The organism is Flavobacterium frigoris PS1 (genome assembly GCF_000252125.1).
Classification (GTDB): domain Bacteria; phylum Bacteroidota; class Bacteroidia; order Flavobacteriales; family Flavobacteriaceae; genus Flavobacterium; species Flavobacterium frigoris_A.
Genome location: NZ_AHKF01000014.1, coordinates 44588 through 67113, shown reverse-complemented (window position 1 = coordinate 67113; position 22526 = coordinate 44588). Strand labels below are relative to the sequence as shown.

The 22526-nt window shown below is 33.9% G+C and carries 15 protein-coding genes; 12 read left to right on the top strand and 3 right to left on the bottom strand.

Going from position 1 to position 22526, the window contains the following annotated elements; translation table 11 throughout:
- Positions 1 to 8: 8 nt before the first annotated feature.
- Positions 9 to 2957, bottom strand: a complete 2949-nt coding sequence (locus tag HJ01_RS04900) for a SusC/RagA family TonB-linked outer membrane protein (protein ID WP_007137207.1) — start codon at positions 2955 to 2957, stop codon at positions 9 to 11.
- A 226-nt stretch (positions 2958 to 3183) separates the two neighbouring features.
- Here HJ01_RS04900 and HJ01_RS04895 point away from each other — a divergent pair, with 226 nt between their 5' ends.
- From HJ01_RS04895 to HJ01_RS04870, 6 genes are all read left to right on the top strand, one after another.
- Positions 3184 to 4209 carry a LacI family DNA-binding transcriptional regulator gene (locus HJ01_RS04895; protein ID WP_007137206.1) on the top strand — a complete coding sequence of 342 codons (1026 nt, stop codon included), beginning with the start codon at positions 3184 to 3186 and terminating at the stop codon, positions 4207 to 4209.
- A gap of 275 nt (positions 4210 to 4484) precedes the next feature.
- Entirely contained in the window at positions 4485 to 6014 is a 1530-nt protein-coding gene (locus HJ01_RS04890; RefSeq protein WP_007137205.1) for an MFS transporter, read from the top strand.
- Complete coding sequence (pgmB, locus tag HJ01_RS04885; RefSeq protein ID WP_007137204.1) at positions 6007 to 6663, top strand: beta-phosphoglucomutase; 657 nt, start codon at positions 6007 to 6009, stop codon at positions 6661 to 6663. Before HJ01_RS04890 ends, pgmB begins: the two co-directional genes overlap by 8 nt.
- An 88-nt stretch (positions 6664 to 6751) precedes the next feature.
- Complete coding sequence (locus HJ01_RS04880) at positions 6752 to 9061, top strand: glycoside hydrolase family 65 protein (RefSeq protein ID WP_007137203.1); 2310 nt, start codon at positions 6752 to 6754, stop codon at positions 9059 to 9061.
- A 143-nt stretch (positions 9062 to 9204) separates the two neighbouring features.
- Positions 9205 to 11085 carry a glycoside hydrolase family 13 protein gene (locus HJ01_RS04875; protein WP_050855213.1) on the top strand — a complete coding sequence of 627 codons (1881 nt, stop codon included), beginning with the start codon at positions 9205 to 9207 and terminating at the stop codon, positions 11083 to 11085.
- Between the two features lie 58 nt (positions 11086 to 11143).
- Positions 11144 to 12808, top strand: coding sequence for an alpha-amylase family glycosyl hydrolase (locus HJ01_RS04870; protein ID WP_007137201.1), 1665 nt, complete (start codon positions 11144 to 11146; stop codon positions 12806 to 12808).
- Between the two features lie 72 nt (positions 12809 to 12880).
- Here HJ01_RS04870 and HJ01_RS04865 read toward each other — a convergent pair whose 3' ends face one another.
- The gene (locus HJ01_RS04865) at positions 12881 to 15592 is read right to left on the bottom strand and encodes a M16 family metallopeptidase (protein ID WP_007137200.1); all 2712 of its coding nucleotides are present in this window, start codon (positions 15590 to 15592) and stop codon (positions 12881 to 12883) included.
- Positions 15593 to 15792: 200 nt separating this feature from the next.
- Here HJ01_RS04865 and HJ01_RS04860 point away from each other — a divergent pair, with 200 nt between their 5' ends.
- The 3 genes from HJ01_RS04860 to HJ01_RS04850 all read left to right on the top strand — a co-directional run bounded on the left by HJ01_RS04860 (position 15793) and on the right by HJ01_RS04850 (position 18551).
- A complete protein-coding gene (locus HJ01_RS04860) occupies positions 15793 to 16470 on the top strand; it encodes a glycerophosphodiester phosphodiesterase (protein ID WP_007137199.1) in 678 nt (225 codons plus the stop codon).
- Between the two features lie 29 nt (positions 16471 to 16499).
- Positions 16500 to 17708 carry an NAD(P)/FAD-dependent oxidoreductase gene (locus HJ01_RS04855; RefSeq protein WP_007137198.1) on the top strand — a complete coding sequence of 403 codons (1209 nt, stop codon included), beginning with the start codon at positions 16500 to 16502 and terminating at the stop codon, positions 17706 to 17708.
- A gap of 99 nt (positions 17709 to 17807) precedes the next feature.
- Complete coding sequence (locus tag HJ01_RS04850) at positions 17808 to 18551, top strand: hypothetical protein (protein ID WP_007137197.1); 744 nt, start codon at positions 17808 to 17810, stop codon at positions 18549 to 18551.
- Between the two features lie 32 nt (positions 18552 to 18583).
- Here the strand turns inward: HJ01_RS04850 and HJ01_RS04845 are convergent, their stop codons facing one another.
- The gene (locus HJ01_RS04845; protein WP_040473704.1) at positions 18584 to 19060 is read right to left on the bottom strand and encodes a TspO/MBR family protein; all 477 of its coding nucleotides are present in this window, start codon (positions 19058 to 19060) and stop codon (positions 18584 to 18586) included.
- A gap of 113 nt (positions 19061 to 19173) precedes the next feature.
- Here HJ01_RS04845 and HJ01_RS04840 point away from each other — a divergent pair, with 113 nt between their 5' ends.
- The 3 genes from HJ01_RS04840 (at position 19174) to HJ01_RS04830 (ending at position 22287) form a co-directional block, all read left to right on the top strand.
- Positions 19174 to 20259, top strand: a complete 1086-nt coding sequence (locus tag HJ01_RS04840; RefSeq protein WP_007137195.1) for a diphosphomevalonate/mevalonate 3,5-bisphosphate decarboxylase family protein — start codon at positions 19174 to 19176, stop codon at positions 20257 to 20259.
- Between the two features lie 60 nt (positions 20260 to 20319).
- Positions 20320 to 21258, top strand: coding sequence for a mevalonate kinase (locus HJ01_RS04835; protein WP_007137194.1), 939 nt, complete (start codon positions 20320 to 20322; stop codon positions 21256 to 21258).
- 69 nt (positions 21259 to 21327) lie between these two features.
- Positions 21328 to 22287 carry a geranylgeranylglycerol-phosphate geranylgeranyltransferase gene (locus HJ01_RS04830; RefSeq protein ID WP_007137193.1) on the top strand — a complete coding sequence of 320 codons (960 nt, stop codon included), beginning with the start codon at positions 21328 to 21330 and terminating at the stop codon, positions 22285 to 22287.
- Positions 22288 to 22526: the final 239 nt, after the last annotated feature.

Here is a 22526-nt window from a genome sequence, read left to right as displayed (position 1 = left end):
TATTTGTATTAGAAATTAACGTTCAAACCTAACGTGAAAGTAATTGGTCTTGGGTATAAATTTTTATCAATACCACCTGAGATCTCTGGGTCTAATCCATCATAATTGGTTATTACCAAAATATTTTGAGCAGCCAATGTTAATTTAACTAATGACGTAGAATTTTCTTTTTGATTAAAAGTATAGCCTACACTTACATTATCCAATCGAATAAATGAAGCGTCTTGAACATAATAATCAGAGTGTAATTGAAAATTATCCGATTTAGCAAAACCAGTTTCTAAAAGATTCGCAACACCATTGTTTAAATCAGTATTTCTAGTTAAAACATTATTGTAAACTCCCTTATTAGAATCGATATTGTTGTAATTATAATTACCCCACGACCCTCTCCAGTTCATTCCCATATCCCAGTTTTTATAAGATACGCTTGTATTGAATGCATAAAACACATCAGCAGCTGGTTTATGAAAACGGTATTTATCATCACTATTAATGATACCATCTTTATTTCTATCAATAAAAACCCCATCAAGTGGTTTTCCATCAGCTCCGTAAGCTTGCTCATAAACAAAGAATGAACTTGGTGCGTAACCTACCTGATGGTTTTGAATAGTATTTCCAGTACCTCCTTCAATATCACCAGTATTAATTCCTGGTGTATTTTCTTGAGTAGTTGTTAACTTAGTGATTTTAGAATTTTGAAAAGTAACGTTTCCACCAACAGTCCATTGGAAATTATCATTTCTCACTGGAATTACTTCCGCAGCTAACTCAAGTCCTTTGTTATCAATTGTACCAATATTATAATTGTCTTGGTTAGAAAAACCAAAGAAAGAGGGGTTGTAAGTATACAATAATAAATCTTTAGTAGTTCTTTGATACGCATCAACGCTACCTGTAAACCTATTGTTAAACAATCCAAAATCAACACCTACATTTGCAGTTGTTGTTTGCTCCCATTTCAAATTACTATTATAAGCCTCTGGTCTATATGTAGTATAAAATGTATCACCTAATTGATATTGAGCCGCATTATTTGAAGCTAAATATAAAGGAATAGAAGGATAAGAGTTACCTATATTTTGTTGTCCGGTAATTCCCCATCCACCTCTAACTTTCAAAGTAGAGATACTAGCTACATCTTTTAAGAAGTTTTCTTCGTTTAATTTCCAACCCAAAGCAACTGCTGGGAAGTTTGACCATCTGAAATCTTCCGTAAATCTTGATGTCCCATCTCTTCTATAAGAAAAGGTTAACAAATATTTATCTGCAATTGTAACGTTAGTTCTTGCAAAAAAGGATTGTAAGTTAACACGTGTTGGTGTAGATAACTCCACATTAGTAACACCTCTTTCTACATTGTAAGAAGATTTGTTTTTTGATTCTTTAAAATCTTGATAAGTATACCCTCCTGTTACATCAAACTGTGTATCAATTGCATCTACTTTTTTATTGTAGTTTAAGTACAAGTCCATTACCTTATTGTCACGAGACTCAATATTTTCATACGTATTGCTATATCCTGAACCCGCTAATCCATTACGATAATCTGCCGCATTATCTCCATATCCTCTACCATTCATTTGATCATAACCAAAGTTAGCTACCGCTTTTAATTCTGGAAAGAAATGCAACTTATAGTCAAGCTGAATGTTTCCGATGCTTCTATAAAAACTACCATAGTTGTTTTGTTGCTCAATTTGAGAAACTGGATTAACTCCTGCCAATGAATTTATTTCATCTCCTTCATCACCTTGTTTATACCATTGAAAATAAGTTCCATCAGCATTTCTTACTGGTTGCGAAGGGTCAAAGCTAACCGCTCCACCAATAGCACCACCATTGCTATAATTACTTTTTATTACCGATGTATTATTATTGATTTCAATTTTCAAATGTTTATCAAAGAAATTCCCTGTTACATTAGCTCCAAGAGTAGTTCTTTGCATGTTATCTCTTTTTAAGATACCATTCAAATTAGCATATCCAACAGAAGCTCTATAAACTACATTATCTACACCACCGCTTAATGCGATATTGTGATCTGTTCCAATAGCAGTTCTATAAATTTCATCTTGCCAATCCGTATCAGCAGTACCTACAAGTGCCTTTTGAGCATCATTTCCATTAGCTGCAACAAAATCTTTAAATTGTGTACTTGATAACGCATCTACTTTTTTAGTAATTTCAGATACTTGAAGGTTTGCATTATAAGTTACTTGCAATTCACCTGATTTCCCTTTTTTAGTAGTAATAATAATTACCCCGTTAGAAGCACGTGATCCGTAAATAGCTGTCGCCGAAGCATCCTTTAATACTGAAATTGATTCAATATTATTTTGATTGATAGTTCCTAATGGGTTTTTACCACCTTCAACACCACCACTAGCAACTGGTACACCATCAATAACGTATAATGGGTCATTGCTCGCTGATAATGAAGATCCACTTCTTATTCTAATAACTGGATCAACTCCTGGTGAACCACCACCATTGATAATCTGCAATCCAGCCACTTTACCTTGGATCATCTGATCTGCAGAAGTTACTGGCCCTTTATTAAAATCTTTAGTTGTCAATACTGTTACCGCACCAGTTAAGTCTTTTTTCTTAACTGTACCGTAACCCACTTGAATTACTACCTCTTTAAGCTGATTTGCATCTTCAGCTAAAGAAACAGTTATTGATTGTTGTCCGTTATAGTTAACAATCGAATTTGTGTATCCTATAAAAGAAAAAACGACATTATTCCCTTTCTTTACATTTGATATCTGGAATTTTCCGTCAAAATCTGTCGAAACACCATATGTCGTTCCTTGTATATTTACATTTACTCCTGGAATTGGCTGTCCTGAAACTTTATCAAGAACAGTCCCGCTAAGAGTATTCTGAGCCAGAATACTAAAAGGCAGTAGCAGTAATAAAAATAACAACTTTTTATAAATTGTTTTCATACTTTTTGTTTAAATTAATTTGATTTTAGTGAATTTTACTCTTACTTCGAATGTTAAATTTATGTAAATATTAACGTCCTCGACAAAGACACTTTTTAATTGAGTTACGAAAACGTAATAGTGTTGAAAACTTTCTCTTTTATGTAAATTTTTAAGGCATAAATTGCCATAAATAAAAACAAATTCTATCTTTATTACGAAAACAATTATTATCAATATTACAATTATGAAAAGGAAAGTAACGCTTAAACAAATCGCAAAAGAATTAGATGTTTCCATTTCAACAGTATCAAAATCTCTTCGAAATAGTTCAGAAATCGGAGAGGAAACTAGACTAAAAGTTCAGGCATTTGCCAAATTCTACAATTATAAACCCAACAATATTGCCCTTAGTTTAAAGAACAGAAAAACAAAAACAATAGGCATCATTATCCCAGAAATTGTTCATCATTTTTTCTCCACGGTCATCAATGGTATCGAACAGGTTGCGAACGAAAATGGATATAGCGTTATCATTTGCTTATCAGACGATTCGTTTGACAAAGAGGTTCTTAACATGGAGATGCTAGCCAACGGAAGCATTGACGGATTCATCATGTCACTATCAAAAGAGACACAGTTCAAAGGAGACTTTCATCATATAACAGAAGTAATAGACCAAGGAATGCCTGTCGTTATGTTTGACAGGGTAACTAACGAAATCCTTTGTGACAAAGTGATTATTGACGACAAACAAGCCGCCTATGAAGCGGTACAAAGCCTAATAGATAAAGGACGAAAGAAAATTGCCCTTGTCACCACGGTTGACTACGTAAGCGTAGGCAAACTACGTACGGATGGCTATGTCAAAGCATTATTAGATAACGACATCCCTTTTAACGAAAATCTTATCATTAAAATTGAAGATGTTGACACCTGCGAAATAATAATTGGAAAATTACTGGAAGACAAGGCTATTGACGCCGTTTTTGCAGTTAACGAACTTTTTGCAGTAATCATAATTAAAACTGCCCACAAAATAGGACTTAATGTCCCTAAAGACTTAGCTGTTATTGCTTTTACAGATGGAATCATTTCAAAATATTCCACTCCTACTATTACCACTGTGAGTCAAAGCGGTAAAAAAATGGGCAATAAAGCCGCAAAAATGCTAATTGATCGATTGGAAGCAGAACACGAGGAAGAAGAGGAAGAAAATTATACAACAGAAGTAATTGAAACGCATTTGATAGAAAGAGAATCTACCTATTAAGGTTTGAATAACGAAGCAAGAGTTAAAAAAGGGAGAATACGTTATGAACCGCAGCACATTTCGCAGTTCAAATTGCCGACTTCTAACTTTTTTTCCTACTTAATTCATTACTACAACCTTGTAGTGAAAAATGTTTCCTGTTTTTTGTTTCCAAAAATAAAAACTGTGAAATAAATTTTTATATTTACCCTATCAAAGCTTTTACTTTTACTTCGAAAAATAAGTAGGTTTTGATAAGCATCGCGCTTATCGTATTAATTATTTAAATTACGATAATGGAAAAGCGTAAATTAAGTTTCTGGCAAATTTGGAACATGAGTTTCGGATTTCTGGGAATTCAAATGGGTTTTGCCTTGCAAAATTCGAATGTCAGCAGAATATTTCAAACTTTAGGCGCTAACATTGACGACATCCCTATTTTATGGGTTGCTGCTCCTATGACTGGCTTAATTATCCAACCAATTATTGGCTATTTTTCAGATAGAACCTGGACAAAATTAGGCCGTAGAAAACCCTATTTTTTAGCAGGAGCAATCTTAGCTTCGGCTGCCTTATTTATAATGCCTAATTCACCTGCACTATGGTTTGCAGCAGGAATGTTATGGATTATGGATGCTTCCATCAATGTTTCTATGGAACCATTTCGTGCTTTTGTTGGAGACAATCTTCCAGAAAAGCAACGTACAATGGGGTTCGCTATGCAAAGTTTTTTCATTGGTATTGGTGCTTACTTCGCATCAAAACTGCCTTTGATTTTTACTCATTTAGGTGTTGATAATACAGCCCCGCTTGGAATAATTCCTGATTCAGTGAAATACTCCTTTTATTTTGGTGGAATTGTATTTATCATAACTGTGCTTTGGACCGTTATAACTTCTAAAGAATATTCGCCAGAAGAATTAGCTGCTTTTGAAAAGCACAAGGAAACTACTTTTATCAAAGAAGAACATTCTTCAGATTGGTTTGTCTCAAACGGAAAATCGCATTTAAGTAAGGGAATACTTTTTCTAATTATAAGCGCGCTATTTTCGTTTGTCATCTATAATTTTGATCTAAAGAAAGACTTATACGTCCTATCAATTGGATTAATTGGATTGGGCGGATTAGCAATGCTGGTTTCCGGATTAATGCAAAAAGCAAATAATACCGAAAATGGCTTCGTAACCATTATGAATGATTTTCAGTTTATGCCAAAAATCATGAAACAATTGGCTTGGGTACAATTCTTTTCTTGGTTTGCGCTTTTTTCCATGTGGATTTATACCACTCTCGCCGTAACGCAACATATTTATGGAACTACAGACACTACATCCGAAGCTTACAATACTGGTGCGAATCAAGTAGGCGAAATGTTTGCTAATTATAATTTAATTGCTGCAATCGCTTCTTTTCTATTGCCATTATTAGCAAAATATACGAGTCGAAAATTCACTCATTTTGTCGCACTTGTCTGCGGAGGACTTGGACTTATATCTGTTTATTTTATTACTGAACCCACGGTATTCACTATGGAATGGCTTCCCATGATTGGTGTTGGAATTGCTTGGGCGAGTATTTTATCAATACCCTACGCCATGTTATCTGGCTCACTGCCATCTAACAAAATGGGATATTACATGGGAGTTTTCAACTTCTTTATAGTAATCCCGCAATTAGTTGCTGCATCCATTTTAGGATTTTTAGTTTCTAAATTTTTTGACAACGAACCCATCTATGCACTTTTGATTGGTGGAGCATCAATGATTCTAGCCGGAATTATAGCTCTTACTATTAATGACGAAACAAAAATTACAATAAATGAATAAGAAAGCATTCATCTTCGACCTTGACGGAGTAATAGTAGATACTGCCCGATACCATTATTTAGCTTGGCAAAAAATAGCCCAGGAATTAAATATAGATTTCACACTTGAACACAACGAACTTTTAAAAGGAGTAAGCCGAGTGCGCTCTCTTGATATCATTTTAGAATTAGGAAAAGTAGAAGCTTCGCAAGAAGACAAAAACAGATGGCTGATTCAAAAAAACGAAGAATACCTATCCTATTTAGTGGATATGGACCAAAGCGAAATTTTACCAGGAGTTATTGCTATGTTGACATTCTTGAAAGAGAAAAACCAACCTATAGCTTTGGGTTCAGCAAGTAAAAACGCTAGACCTATTTTGGAAAAAACAGGCATTATGCAATATTTCGACGTTATCGTTGATGGAAATGATGTTACCAATGCAAAACCAGATCCTGAAGTTTTCCTAATTGCTGCAAAATTATTAGGAGCAAAACCAGAAGACGCTATTGTTTTTGAAGATTCAGTTGCAGGAGTACAAGCAGCTAATATTGGAAACATGACAAGTATTGGAATAGGCGAAGAAACAACACTGTATGAAGCAAAATATATTTATCCAGATTTTACCCATATAGATATGAGTTTCATTGAAGGATTAATAAATAAATAGAATAAAAAGAAACGAGAATCAAGAGGTTATAGAAACTGTACTCAACTTCTAAACCTTAAACTTTTTAAACTTTAAACAAAAGAAAAAAATGAACCAAGATTATATAAAACCAGACAATTGGTCCATCATTGAAGAAGGATTTGATGCAGAAAGTGTAAAGTCATCTGAAAGTCTTTTTAGCATTGGAAACGGCGCTATGGGACAACGTGCCAATTTTGAAGAAAGTTACACCGGAAAAACTTTTCAAGGAAGTTATATTGCAGGAATCTACTACCCAGATAAAACAAAAGTGGGTTGGTGGAAAAATGGATACCCAGAATATTTCGCAAAAGTTTTAAATGCACCAAACTGGATTGGAATTGACATTGAAATTAATGGCGAGAATTTAGACATGAATGCTTGTACTGAAGTGACAGACTTCCGTCGTGAATTGAACATGAAAGAGGGCTGGTACAACCGTTCTTTTAAAGCGAAACTAAAAAACGGAACAGAAATAGCCGTTAATGTAACTCGCTTCCTTTCGATAACTTTGGATGAAGTTGGTATCATTAATTATGAAATCACACCTTTAAACAAGGATGCTAAAATAGTCTACAAACCCTATATCGATGCTGGAGTTACTAATGAAGATGCTAACTGGGATGAAAAATTCTGGGAGCCTCTTGAAGTAAAACATATCGGCAATGAAGCTTTTGTTACGGCACAGACTTTTAAGACTCATTTTAAGGTCACAACTTTTATGCACAATAGCGTTTTAGAAAACGACCGAAATTTAAATCTTTCCCCAACTAACTTTGACACAAGCGCTGATAAAATTCAAAGTAGTTATGCCGTTATTGTCGCTCAAGGAAAGAAATCATCTATTCAAAAAATAGGTGGATATACCGTTTCTTTAAATCATGCCAATACCCTTACAGCTGCCGAAAAAGTAATCCAATCAGCATTAGCAAAAGGATACGATCAATTATTACAAGATCAGATTGATGCTTGGGCAAAAATCTGGGAAATGTCAGATATTACGATTGATGGTGACGTAAAAGCGCAGCAAGGAATCCGTTTCAATATTTTTCAATTAAACCAAACGTATTTAGGTAAAGACAGCCGCCTAAATATTGGACCAAAAGGATTTACAGGTGAAAAATATGGTGGCTCTACTTATTGGGACACCGAAGCGTATTGCATCCCATTTTACATGGCCACCAAAGACCAAGAAGTCGCACGAAACTTATTGACGTACCGCTACAATCAACTGGATAAAGCCATCGAGAATGCTGAGAAAAATCTTGGATTCAAAGACGGAGCAGCACTATACCCAATGGTTACCATGAATGGTGAGGAATGCCATAACGAATGGGAGATTACCCATGAAGAAATTCACAGAAATGGTGCTATTGCTTTTGCAATATTCAATTACCACCGTTTCACTGGTGACTACTCCTACATTCCTGAAAAAGGATTGGAAGTTCTGATTGGAATTGCCCGTTTTTGGCATCAAAGAGCCAACTTCTCAAAAGACAAAAATCAATATGTGATTCTAGGAGTTACAGGACCTAACGAATACGAAAACAATATCAACAACAATTTCTATACGAACTACATTGCAAAATGGTGTATTGATTATACCTACGAGCAAATTAAAAAAGTATCGCTGGAATTCCCATCTGACCATAAACGTATTATTGAAAAAGTAAAACTGGCAGAAGCAGAACTTCAAGAATGGAAAAAGGTTGCTGACAATATGTATTTTCCAAAATCAGAAGAGCTAGGAGTTTATTTGCAGCAAGACGGATTTTTAGATAAAGATTTAGTTCCTGTAAAAGATTTAGATCCTTCGCAAAGACCAATTAACCAAAAATGGTCATGGGACAGAGTTTTACGTTCTCCCTATATCAAACAAGCTGATGTGCTGCAGTGTTTCTATTTCTTTGAAGAGCATTTCTCGAAAGAAGAATTGAAACGCAATTTTGAATTTTACGAATCCTTTACAGTTCATGAAAGTTCGCTTTCCCCTTGTGTACACTCTATTCAAGCGGCGGCACTTGACAAAATGGATATGGCCTATACTTTTTATTTGCGAACATCACGTTTGGATCTGGATGACTACAACAAAGAAGTTGAAGAAGGTTGCCACATTACCTCTATGGCAGGAACATGGATGAGTATCGTTGAAGGCTTTGGTGGAATGCGTGTAAAAAACAATGCACTGCATTTCTCTCCAAAAATCCCAAAGGAATGGAAAGCGTATTCGTTTAAAATCAATTTTAGAGGTCAAATTTTAAAAGTAGATATAAATCATTCTGAAACTGCTTTTTCAGTTGACGGAACAGAAGAATTGACAATTGTAGTAAACAATAATGCAGTTGTAGTCTCTCCATATAATACAGTTACCGTAAAATAAATTAATTGTAAAGAACTTGTAGCCAATTCTTTCTTTTAAAAGGCTGGTAAAGCCAACAAACAATCCCAATTTTTAATTGGGATTGTTTACTTAAACAAAAACGGAATTAAAATAAATTAATGTTAACCAAAATGTGCTTAATAATGAATAAATTTGACTCAGTGCGATTACGAAAGATTCCATTTCTAAAAAGAATAACCATATTACTTTTTTTTATGTCCCTAACCATAAACGCTCAAATTGACAGAATTGAACCTCCCTTTTGGTTTGCAGGAATGCACAATCCAGAATTGCAAATTATGTTTTATGGCAAAGACATTGCACAATATCAAGTCACAGCAGCAAATTCTATTGCAATAACTGATATCAAAAAAACTGAAAATCCAAACTACCTTTTTGTTACCATAAATACTAAGAATCTTCCAGCAGCAAGTATTGATTTCATATTTAAAAAAAATAACAAAGTTGGTTTTACGCAAAAATATATATTAAAACAAAGACGAGAAAAGTCAGCACAACGCAAAGGGTTTGACGCATCTGATATGATGTATCTCATTATGCCAGATCGTTTTGCTAATGGGAATCCAAAAAACGACAGCAGTAACGACACTCAAGAAAAAGCCGATAGAAGTGTAGCTGGAGGAAGACACGGTGGCGATATTCAAGGAATCATCAATAATATTGATTACATATCGTCTTTAGGCGCGACTACTGTGTGGAGTACGCCACTTTGTGAGGACAATGACAAAGCTTTTTCCTATCATACCTATGCACAATCTGATGTTTACAAAATTGATCCCCGTTACGGAACTAACGAAGATTATAAAAGACTAGCCTCAGAACTTCATAAAAAAGACATGAAATTAGTTATGGATTATGTAACTAATCACTGGGGAATTGAACACTGGATGATGAAAGACCTTCCTACTCGTGACTGGATTCACCAATTCGAAAATTTTACACAAACCAATCATAAAAGATCAACGATTAGCGATACAAATGCATCAAAAATCGACACTGATATTTGCCTTGATGGCTGGTTCGTCTCTTCTATGCCTGATTTAAACCAGAAAAATCCGTTAGTTTTAAATTACTTAAAACAAAATGCTATTTGGTGGATTGAGTACGCTGATCTAGATGGATTTAGAGTCGATACTTACAACTACGCAGATCCCGAAGGAGTTACCGCTTGGACTAAGTCCATTACTGATGAGTATCCTAATTTTAATATTGTGGGAGAAATCTGGATGCATAATCAAGCGCAAATGGCCTATTGGCAAAAAGACAGTAAAGTGGGAGCCATTCAAAATTTCAACTCTCAACTTCCTAGTGTAATGGATTTTACATTGCACGACGCTATTGGAACCATTTTTAATGAAGATGATGGCAGTTGGGACAAGGGAATGGTTAAAGTATATGACAATTTCTCCAATGATTTTTTATATCCAAATCCAGATAACATTTTGGTTTTTGCCGAAAACCATGACACAAACCGCATCAATGAAGTCTATAAAAATGATTTCAAAAAATATCAGATGACAATGGCTTTAATTGCTACCGTGAGAGGGATTCCACAGTTGTATTACGGAAGCGAAATTGGAATGAGTGGTGACAAAGACAAAGGTGATGCTGATATTCGCCAGGATTTCCCAGGTGGCTGGAAAGGCGATGAAAACAATGCATTTATAAAAGAAGGCAGAACTCCGGGACAAAATCAATATTTTAATTTCACATCCAAATTATTCAATTGGAGAAAAACAAATGAAGCGATACATTTTGGAAAAATGACCCATTACATACCTGAAAACAATGTCTACGTCTATTTTAGATATACTGACAAAAAAACGGTAATGGTAGTTATTAATAATAGTAAAGAGGACCATACTATAAAAACAAATCGCTTTCAAGAAAACATCAAAACGTCCAAAATGGGAAAAGACGTGCTAACTGACAATTCATTTGACTTGGCAAGTGAAATTTCTTTGGAAGGAAAATCTGTTTTGATATTAGAACTGGAAAAATAATTCCCCTTTAAAATTTTGGTCAGACAAACTTGTCCTTCCACAACAATTCAAATTAATTATGAAAAAACAGCCAATCCTATTTTTACTGTCAGTAATGGCGTTTTGTATAAGTTGCTCGAGCACAAAAAATAGTTCAGAAAATAAAACAACCACTAAAACCCCTTTTGTTTGGGAAGCAGCAAGTGTTTATTTCCTTATGACAGACCGTTTCAATAACGGAGACACATCAAACGATTTAAACTTTGACAGAAATAAAACTGCTGGAAAACTTCGTGGTTTTGAAGGTGGTGATATCAAAGGAATTTCTAAAAAAATAGACGAAGGCTATTTTGATAAATTAGGTATAAACGCTATTTGGTTCACTCCTATCGTCGAACAAATACATGATGCAGTTGATGAAGGAACTGGATTAAGCTACGCCTTTCATGGTTACTGGACCAGAGACTGGACGGCATTAGATCCTAATTTTGGAACAAAAGAAGACTTAGCCGCCTTGGTTAAAAAAGCACATGCTCATGGCATTCGAATCATTCTTGACGGTGTTATTAATCATACGGGACCTGTTACGAATGAGGATACGATCTGGCCTTCGGATTGGGTAAGAACGGAACCACAATGTGATTATAAAACTTTTGAATCAACCACAACTTGTACTTTGGTTAAAAACCTACCAGATATAAAAACAGAAAGTACCCAAGAAGTGTCACTTCCTCCTTTTTTAATCAAAAAATGGAAGAAAGAAGGTCGTTACGAAAAAGAAGTGGCTTCAATAGATGCTTTTTTTGAAAGAACTAGCTATGCCAGAACTCCAAAAAACTATATCATCAAATGGTTGACGGATTATATTACGGAATACGGAATTGATGGTTATAGAGCAGATACCGTAAAACATACAGAAGCTTCGGTTTGGGCTGATTTCAAAACCCAATGCGATTATGCTTTTGCCGATTGGAAAAAAAATAATCCGAGCCAAGTATTGGACAATAATTCCTTCTACACTATTGCCGAAGTTTATAATTACAACATCAGTGCAGGCAAATATTTTGATTTTGGAGACAAAAAAGTAAACTATTATGACAATGGTTTTAACAATATGATCAACTTCGAATTCAAATGGGATGCGAAAAAAGACTATGAATTTATATTCTCAAAATATTCTAAAATATTGAATGAAGAATTAAAAGGATCAAGTATTTTAAACTATTTGTCTTCTCATGATGACGGCGGTCCATTTGACGCAGCAAGAACTAAAAACAAAGAAACAGCGACAAAATTATTACTTTCTCCAGGATTGGCGCAAGTTTTTTACGGGGACGAATCAGCTCGTTCTTTAGTTATTGAAGGAACCGAAGGCGATGCCACTTTACGCTCTTTTATGAATTGGGAAGATCTTAAGTCCAATGCTGAAACACAAAAAGCACTTTTGCATTGGCAAAAACTAGGACAGTTCAGAAAAAATCATCCTTCGATTGGAGCAGGTGTTCACCAAGAAATTACTGCAAAACCCTATACTTTTTCAAGGACTTTCTCTAAAGGAAGTTTCGCAGACCAAGTAGTTATAGGATTGGATTTACCAATAGGCAAAAAAGAACTTTCAGTTGGAAATATATTTGCTGAGGGCACAAAATTAAAAGATGCCTACTCCGGAAAAGAAACTACGGTAACAAATGGAAAAGTTACAATAGAAACAAGCTTTGATATCGTTTTATTAGAAAAAAAATAAAACTACATTTTATAGTATATAAAAAGAGCTTGATCAATATGACCAAGCTCTTTTTTTATAGCTATTACCAATTTATTTTTTAGCAAAATCACCTGCATAAATCAATACTAATTTTTGTAAATCAAAATATTTCTTTAATGCAGTATTCACCTTATTTACATCTAATGCTTTGACTTTATCTTCATAATCAGAATAGGTTTTAAACGACTTGTTTTGATCTAGATATTCTCGCATCTGAAACGCCAAATAAGTATCTATTCCTAGAGTTGTTTGTCGTTGTTGCAGCCACGATTTTAACGAAGTATCAAATTCTTCTTTTGTAAATCCTTTGTCAAACGCTTTTTGAATTTCTTCTTTTAAAGCATTATCTAATTTTTCTTTAAACAACGGATTGAAAAAGGCATAAACGTTCCAATTTCCAGTTTTATCAATTGCATTACCTGAAACAAAAGATCCTGCTCCATAACTCATTCCTTCAGCTTCTCTTAGTCGTTGTGGAATCCTTGAAGATAAAAAAGCTCCGCCACCTAACAATTCATTGGCCATATCCACAGCTGGAAAATCAGAATCAGTTTCTCCGATATTCAAATTTATTTTACCAAAAACGACTGCATTGGTTTTATCATTTACTTGAATTATAGAATTAAATGCTTTGGAATCAAAATACTGTGTTGGAATTCTTGTATAGCCATATTTGCCATCCCAATTATCAAACGTTTTTTCTATAATGGGTTTAATAACTTTAGTATCAATCCCTCCAACAAAAACAATAGAAGCGTTACTACCATTATAAAAATCATTATAATATTTTTTTAAATCATCTAAAGTAATCGTATTTAACTCCGTGATTTTTTCATTAATGGTCGCTGAATAATAAGGGTGTGATTTTGGATACAAGGATGTTTGTTTTTCAACAGCTTCACTTACCAATGATTGTGGATCATTTCTATTAACTTCCAATTCGCTTTTCATTTCTAGTTTCATTTTTTCAAATTCCGAAGCGTCAAAAATTGGGTTTCTCAAGATGTCTTCAAGCATTGATAAAGCATCTTTTAAATTAGTCTTATCAGTGCTTAATCCCACATACAATCCATCAACATTTCCTTGAAAATTCAATGAAGTTTTATATTTATCTAACTGATCATTAATCTCTTGTTTACTTCTATTTTTTGTTCCTAATTTCAGCATTCTAGCAGTTAAATTGGCTATCATATTTTTACCTTCAAGAGATTTCTCCTCCCCCATTCTTAATAAAAACCTTGATTCAATTTTATCTCCTTTGGATGGTTTTTCTAAAAATGCATATTTCCCACCAGATGCTAATGTACCTACATCTGTAGATTTCAAAATATTGGCAACTGAGGTTTCAAAAGTAGTTATATTTTCTTCTTTTGCTTTACCCTTGTATCCAGCCACAATAGCTGCAACATCTTGAATTTCGTTCACTTTAGCACGTTCAGGACTAGTTTCAGGAATAAATCTCCCCCAAGTTCTATTACTTTTTAAATAATATTTTTTAGCTACATTTTGGATATCAGCAACAGTTAATTTTTCAATATTATCGCGATCAATAAAAAACAAACGCCAATCGCCTGCACCGATATCTTCAGTTAATGCAATTGTCAAATTAATAGTATTATTATACGTGTTTTCAAACTGCTTCAATAATTCATTTTTAGCTCTTGAAAGATCTTCCTCGGTAAAAGTCATTTGGGATACTTCATCCATCGTTTTCAAAAAAGTACTTTCTACGGCTGTTATATCTTTATCTTTGGAAATTTCACATTGAAAATAACTAAAACCCGGATCCCTTAATGTTTGACTGTAGCCATAAACGCTTGTTGCCAATTTACTATCGATCAAAGCCTTGTATAAAGCTCCTGAAGGATTATTAGTTAAAATAGATAATAGCGCATTATTTGCAGCATATTCTTTATCAGAAAAACTTGGCGTGTGATAAGCCATCGCTACATATTGTAAATCCCCATTTCTCTTTAATTCTACAAAACGTTCTCCATCTTGTGAAGGTTCAACCGTATATGTATTTTCAATAACAGTAGTTGACTTTGGGATTGCTGCAAAATATTGTGAAATCCAGGCTAATGTTTTCTTTTCATCAAATTTCCCTCCTACAATAAGCGTTGCATTATTAGGTTGGTAATATTTTTTATAAAACTTTTTCAGGGTAGGTGCTTTAACTCTCTCAATATCTTCCTTACTTCCTATAGTTGAATTTCCATAATTATGCCACACATAAGCTGCAGACAAAATTCGTTCATTTAAAACTCTTGAAGGGTCATTCTCACCAATTTCAAACTCGTTTCGCACTACCGAGAATTCTGTGTCTAAATCAGATTGCAAAATAGCCGATGTTACCATTCTATCAGATTCCATCTCAAGCGCCCATTTCAAATTTTCATCAGTAGCAGGAAGAACTTCATAATAATTAGTTCTATCATACCATGTAGTTCCGTTTGCCATTGCACCTTTATCGGCAATTGCTTTCTTAATTTCGATAAATTTTGATGATCGTTTAAAAAGCATATGCTCCAGCAAATGTGCCATTCCTGTTTCGCCATAACCTTCATGTCTGGAACCTACGTTATAAACAATATTTACCACCACATTGGATTGGGCAGCGTCAGGAATTAATAAAATTTTAAGTCCGTTTGCTAAGCTATATTCTTTAATTCCTTCTACATTTGAAGAAATTTTTGGTCCTTGTGCAAAACCGTTACAAATCACTAACCCCAGAAGGGTAATTGCTAAAAAATGTTTTTTCATAATATTTATATTAAAATCTTTATTAATTTAAAAAAAAGCTAATATTTACCAACTTTTACCTCACTCATAAGTCATTAAAAGACAACTGTTTACAATGAGTTTTATTGAAATCTATTATAAATATAAATAAAAAACACCAAAGTAAAACAACAAGACTATTTTTACTTTTCATTTGTATAATCCACTCAAAAAACAATCAGATGTTAAAAATTGGTCATCGCGGCGCTAGAGGTTATGAACCAGAGAATACTTTAATTGGTTTTCAAAAAGCAATTGACCTTGATGTTGATGGTATTGAATTCGATGTACATCTGAGTTCTGATAATCAATTAATAGTCATTCATGATGAAACTATTGACCGAACAACAAATGGAAAAGGTTTTGTAAATACCTTATCTTTGCCAGAATTGAAGGGCTTTGAAATAGATCATAAATACAGAATCCCTACACTTACAGAAGTTTTAGATTTGGTAAATCAAAAATGTTTTGTAAACATTGAACTAAAAAGCTATGAAGCTGCCGATAAAGTAGTGGAATTAATTAAAAAATATATAAACGAAAAAAACTGGAAATACAGCCACTTTTTGGTTTCTAGTTTTGATTGGAACGCTTTACAGCAAGTGAAATTTCTTAACGAATCAATTCCTATTGGCGTATTGACCGAAACGGATTTGGATCTGGCATTGGCTTTCGCCAAAGTTATCCAAGCAAAATCTATTCATCCTTATTTTCTTTTGTTAACCAAAGAAAATACTGAACAATTACAAAAAAAAGGATTTCAAGTATTCCCTTGGACGGTAAATGAAATTGAAGATATAAAAAAAATAAAAACATATAATGTAGACGGAATTATCTCTGATTTTCCTGATAGATTATAAATTTTGCTTTAAGCAAAAACAACAAAAATATGAATCAAGATTTTGATATAATAATAGTAGGTGGCGGTGCAGCAGGATTTTTTACAGCCATTAATATCGTAGAGAAAAACCCAAAACTAAAAGTGGCCCTATTAGAACGTGGTGCCGAAGTATTACAAAAAGTTCGCATTTCGGGCGGTGGCAGATGTAATGTTACGCACGCCTGTTTTGAACCTAATGAATTGGTTAAATATTACCCCCGCGGCGAGAAAGAATTGCGTGGACCTTTCCACCAATTTTCTTCTGGCGACACCATCGAATGGTTTGAAAAACACGGAGTAGAATTAAAAATTGAAGATGATGGAAGAATGTTTCCTGTTTCAAATTCATCACAGTCTATAATAGATTGCTTCCTAGAAGCAACACAGAAATTAGGAATTAAAGTCTTAACAGGACAAAGTGTACAATCTATTTTCAAAAAAGAAAATGTTTGGAAAATAGAAACACAAAACGAAAACTACATTGCTGAGAAATTAATTTTGGCAACGGGAAGCAACCCTAAAATATGGGAAATTCTACAAACCTATGGTCACGCCATTGTAAGTCCTGTGCCTTCCCTCTTCACTTTTAACATCAAAGATGCGAGAATAAAGGAATTACCAGGTGTCGCAGCACAAGTAACAGTAAAAGTAAAAGATACTAAACTCGAATCGACAGGTCCTCTATTGATTACGCACTGGGGAATGAGTGGACCAGCGGTTTTAAAACTATCCGCTTGGGGTGCCCGAATACTGCATGACAAAAATTACCAGTTCACCATCTTAGTGAATTGGCTGAATGATGTTGACGCTACTGATGCAGAGAAAAAATTAAAGGAATTAAAACAAGAACACGCGAAAAAAGCGGTATCTAAGAAATCTCCTTTTGATTTCCCGAACCGTTTGTGGGAAAGTTTGGTTTTGGCTTCAGGAATTGAAACTGAAACCAAATGGGCTGATTTGTCTAAAACACAACTCCAAAACCTATCCAATCAATTGACAAATGCAACATTTCAAGTCAATGGAAAAAGCACCTTTAAAGAGGAATTTGTAACTGCGGGCGGAATTGATTTAAAGGAAATAAACTTTAAAACCATGGAGAGTAAACTACACGAGAATCTTTATTTTGCTGGAGAAATCGTGAATATTGACGCGATTACGGGCGGATTTAACTTTCAGAATGCTTGGACTAGCGGGTTTATTTTGGCGAACGCGATTTAGTTAAAATTTTTATTAAAATTAATTAACAAGAATTTACATGTTTACTAAGTTTTCCTTAAGACGAATCTAATAATTTTACTTTCATCTTATTACATATAAATGAAAGTAAAACTACTTATCTCACTACTCTTTTTCATTTCTCAATTTAGCTTCAGCCAAACCATAAAAGGCAAAGTTATATTTAATAATTACGTAATCCCTAATGTAGAAGTTATCAATGCTAATTCAAAAATACTTACAGTTACAGATTCTAATGGTGTTTTCTCAATTGCTGCGAAAGCAAATGATATTCTTGTATTTGTATCAAAAGAACACGAACTTAAAAAAATAACAATTACTCCTGAAATGACCCGTAGTAAGGTACTAATCGTTGAATTATCATTAAAAGCAGAAGAATTAAACGAAGTTCTTATCACAAATGCTCCTGCAATTAAATTAACAGCTACTGTAGAAGTGGAACAAGTAAAAAGAGATGAAATTACAGCAGATAGAGCAGAAAAAAAATTAAAACCTCTAATGATTGACGATTTAAATATAAATAAAGGATTGAATATGATACGAATAGGAGGACTTCTTGCTACTCTACTTAAAAAAGAAAAAGAGGAAGTCAAAAAAGCACTTCCTGAAATTGACTTTGCCACTCTAGCAAAAAATAGCTACGACCAAAAATTTTATCTTGAAACCCTAAAGCTACAAGCTGATGAAATAGACCTATTTCTTCAGTTCTGTGAAGCAGACCCAAAATCAAAAACAATTGCAGCAATCAACAATAGGTTAAGTACGATGGATTTTTTGTTCGTCAAAAACACGGAGTTTAAAAAGCTTGCTTCTTCAAAAAAGTAATTTACTTTTCATCCAGTTGAACGAACTGATTATTACTTATTCAACCACCAAATACTTGCATTCAAAACCATAGCAAAACTTACCCATAGCAAATAAGGGATAAACAAATAGCCTGCGATTTTATTGATCTTCCCAAATTGAACATAGGTTTCATAAATCATAAGCCATAAGATTACAATCTCCAATAAGGCCAACATAGGGTTCTTTAATCCGAAGAACAAATAAGACCACAAGGCATTCAATGCCAGTTGCACTGCAAAAAAGACCAAGGCTTTTTTGACAATCTCCGTATTTGATTCAATACGATCCCATACTAATCCTGCTGCAATTCCCATCATGATATAAAGCGTACTCCATACCGGAGCAAAAATCCAATTAGGTGGATTAAAACTCGGTTTTACTAAAGTTGGATACCAAGTAATAATTGCAGAACGGGTAACCATTCCTGAAAAATAACCGATGACAAGACAAGTAACAACAACAGTAAGGATTTTAGTGATTCTATTCATTTTGAGGATTTTCAATTTTTTTCAAAATTAAACAAAAACTTTATACCGATTCAACAAATAAACAAATCCGGGTATAAAGCAAAAAAAGTATCTTTGTCAAAATTTTAAAATAGATGTTTTCAGCAAACGATTTTATTCCAACCACATATTCTCATACAATTGAAGGCGGCAGTTTCCAATGGAGCGCACCCAGCAATATTGCACTCGTAAAATATTGGGGGAAAAAGGACAACCAAATTCCGGCCAACCCTTCCGTTAGTTTTACACTCAACAATTGTAAAACGATTACTAAATTGGCTTTCGCCAAAAAAGAAAACCAAGACACTTTTTCTTTTGACTTACTTTTTGAAGGAAAGCCCAAAGAAGATTTCAAACCAAAAATTCAAAAATTCTTGGAGCGTATTGAAATTTATCTTCCTTTATTGAAATCGTATCATTTTACTATAGATACTCAAAATACCTTTCCGCACAGTTCAGGAATTGCCTCATCGGCATCTGGAATGGCAGCTTTGGCAATGAATTTCATGAGTTTAGAAAAAGCGCTAAATCCGGAGATGACTGAGGAGTACTTTTATCAAAAAGCATCATTCCTTGCTCGTTTGGGATCGGGAAGTGCTTGTAGAAGTGTAAAAGGAAGTGTAGTAGTTTGGGGAAACCAAGACAACATAAAGGGAAGCTCTGATTTATACGGAGTCGAATTCCCAAATGCCATACACGAAAATTTCAACAATTTTCAAGACACTATCTTGTTGGTGGACAAAGGCGAAAAACAAGTTTCAAGTACAGTAGGTCATGATTTAATGCATAACCATCCGTATGCTGAAAAACGATTTACACAAGCCCACGAAAACTTAGACAAACTGATTGCCATTTTTAAAAGCGGTGATTTGGAGGAGTTTATTAAAGTGGTCGAAAGTGAAGCTTTGACTTTGCACGCGATGATGATGACCTCAATGCCGTATTACATTTTGATGAAACCAAACACATTACAAATCATCAATGCGATTTGGAAATTCCGCAATGACACTCAAATACCTGTTTGTTTTACACTCGATGCGGGTGCTAATGTTCATGTTTTATATCCCGAAAACGTTAGCGCTGCAGTTTTACAATTTATTAAGGACGAATTAGTTGGCTTTTGCCAAAATGGGCAGTACATTTGTGACGAAATTGGCCGTGGTTCAAATAAGTTAGATTAATTATCATTATATTTACGAACCACTTCTATTTCAAGCGTTAACCTATTTCAATAATATTATATGAAAGGACCTTTATTTTATTCGAAAATATTACTTTTTGGAGAATACGGAATTATTCGTGACTCTAAGGGTTTATCGATTCCTTATAATTTTTATAATGGTGCATTGAAAAGAGATGAAGACCCTTCTGCAGAAGCGATTGCGTCAAATGCAAGTTTGAAGCGCTTTGCTGCTTATCTAGAAACTTTACAATCTGAGCAATCTGATTTAGTTACTTTTGACATAGAAGCTTTAAAAAACGATGTTGAAACTGGAATGTATTTTGACTCTAGTATTCCACAAGGTTATGGTGTGGGGAGTAGCGGTGCTTTAGTTGCTGCTATCTATGACAAATATGCCCAAGACAAAATCACGGTTCTTGAGAACCTCACCCGCGAAAAATTATTACAGCTAAAAAATATATTCTCTCAAATGGAGAGCTTTTTTCACGGAAAAAGTTCTGGTCTTGATCCTTTAAATAGCTATTTGAGCATTCCTATTTTAATCAATTCCAAAGACAATATTGAAGCAACCGGCATTCCAAATCAAATTTTGGACGGTAAAGGAGCTGTCTTTTTGTTGGATTCTGGAATAGTAGGAGAAACAGCACCAATGGTTACTATTTTTATGGAAAACCTAAAAGACAAGGGGTTTCGTAGTATGTTAAAAAATCAGTTTGTAAAATATACTGACGCCTGTGTTGAGAATTTCCTTGGTGGTGACATGAAGTCTTTATTCATGAATACTAAAAAATTGTCAAAGGTAGTTTTGAATAATTTTAAACCAATGATTCCAGAGCAATTTCATGCTATATGGCAAAAAGGAATTGACACTAACGATTATTATTTAAAATTATGTGGCTCTGGCGGTGGTGGCTATATCCTAGGTTTTACCGAAGATTTAGAACGCGCAAAAGCTTCCCTGAAAGATTATAAATTAGAAGTTGTTTACCAATTCTAATTGAACATAAAAAATAAATTTAAAGCTTAAAATTCTTTGCGATTTTAAGCTTTATTATTTTAAAAAAGTATGGCATTAAGCAGAAAGTCTAGGCTTTTATTTATGAAGGTAGTTAGTTTATTCTCAGTAGTAAGAGGATATAATATCCCTATCATTATACTGGCACAATACCTTTCAGCAATTTTCATTCTAGCACCAGAGAAAAGAGCTATTTCTGTTCTATTGGACTTTAACTTGTTTCTACTTGTTTTTGCATCAGCAATTACAATTGCATCTGGCTATATCATTAATAACTTTTACGACAGCCAGAAAGATTTAATCAATCGACCTAACAAATCTATGTTAGACCGATTAGTAAGTCAGTCCACAAAACTAAAAGTTTATTTTGCTTTAAACTTTGTGGTAGTATTATTAGCATTTTTTGCTTCTTGGCAGGCTTTCATTTTCTTTTCAGGCTACATATTTTTAATATGGTTCTACTCCCATAAAATTAAAAAATACGCAGTTGTAGGTAATTTAACCGCAACGTTGATGGCGGTAATTCCATTTTTCGCAATCTTATTACATTATTATTACAATCTTAGTTTTGAAGAAATTGAAAATTACAAAGGCCATTTTGCTGTTATTTTTGCACATGCATGTTTTTTGTTTTTACTATTGCTTATTCGAGAAATGATTAAGGATTTAGAAAACTTAAAAGGAGATTTAGCGAATAATTACCAAACCATTCCAATTCGTTTTGGAGAAAGTATTTCTAAAAAAATCATTACCAGCTTAACGATCTTGACCGTATTTCCTGTTTATGTTTTAATCGACATATATGATGTGGGCTATATGGACATCTATTTTTATGCTTGTATGATTATCTTGATCTTCTTCCTACTCTATTTATGGAAAGCCGAAAAGAAAGAACAGTATTTATTATTGCATAATGTTTTAAAATTCATCATTGTGGCTGGTGTCTTTTGCATTGTACTTATCAATCCATCCGTATTATGGAACGGGAAAAAACTTTTGCTTCTTATTTAAAAAAATCATCCCACTTGCTTAGCCCCGATTACTGCACATATATTTATTTTAATTGGAGTTCATTGAACCATGTTTGCAACGACATCCTTTTACTTTTTGCTGCAAAAAGTAAAAGATAGAGTGGAAAGCGGGAATTAGCTTCAAAAAAACAAAACAACAACCTACTAGATAGCTAGTTATCGTTTTATAATTAGCAAATATCAATTAGCAACTATATAAATACTATCTTTGCACAAATT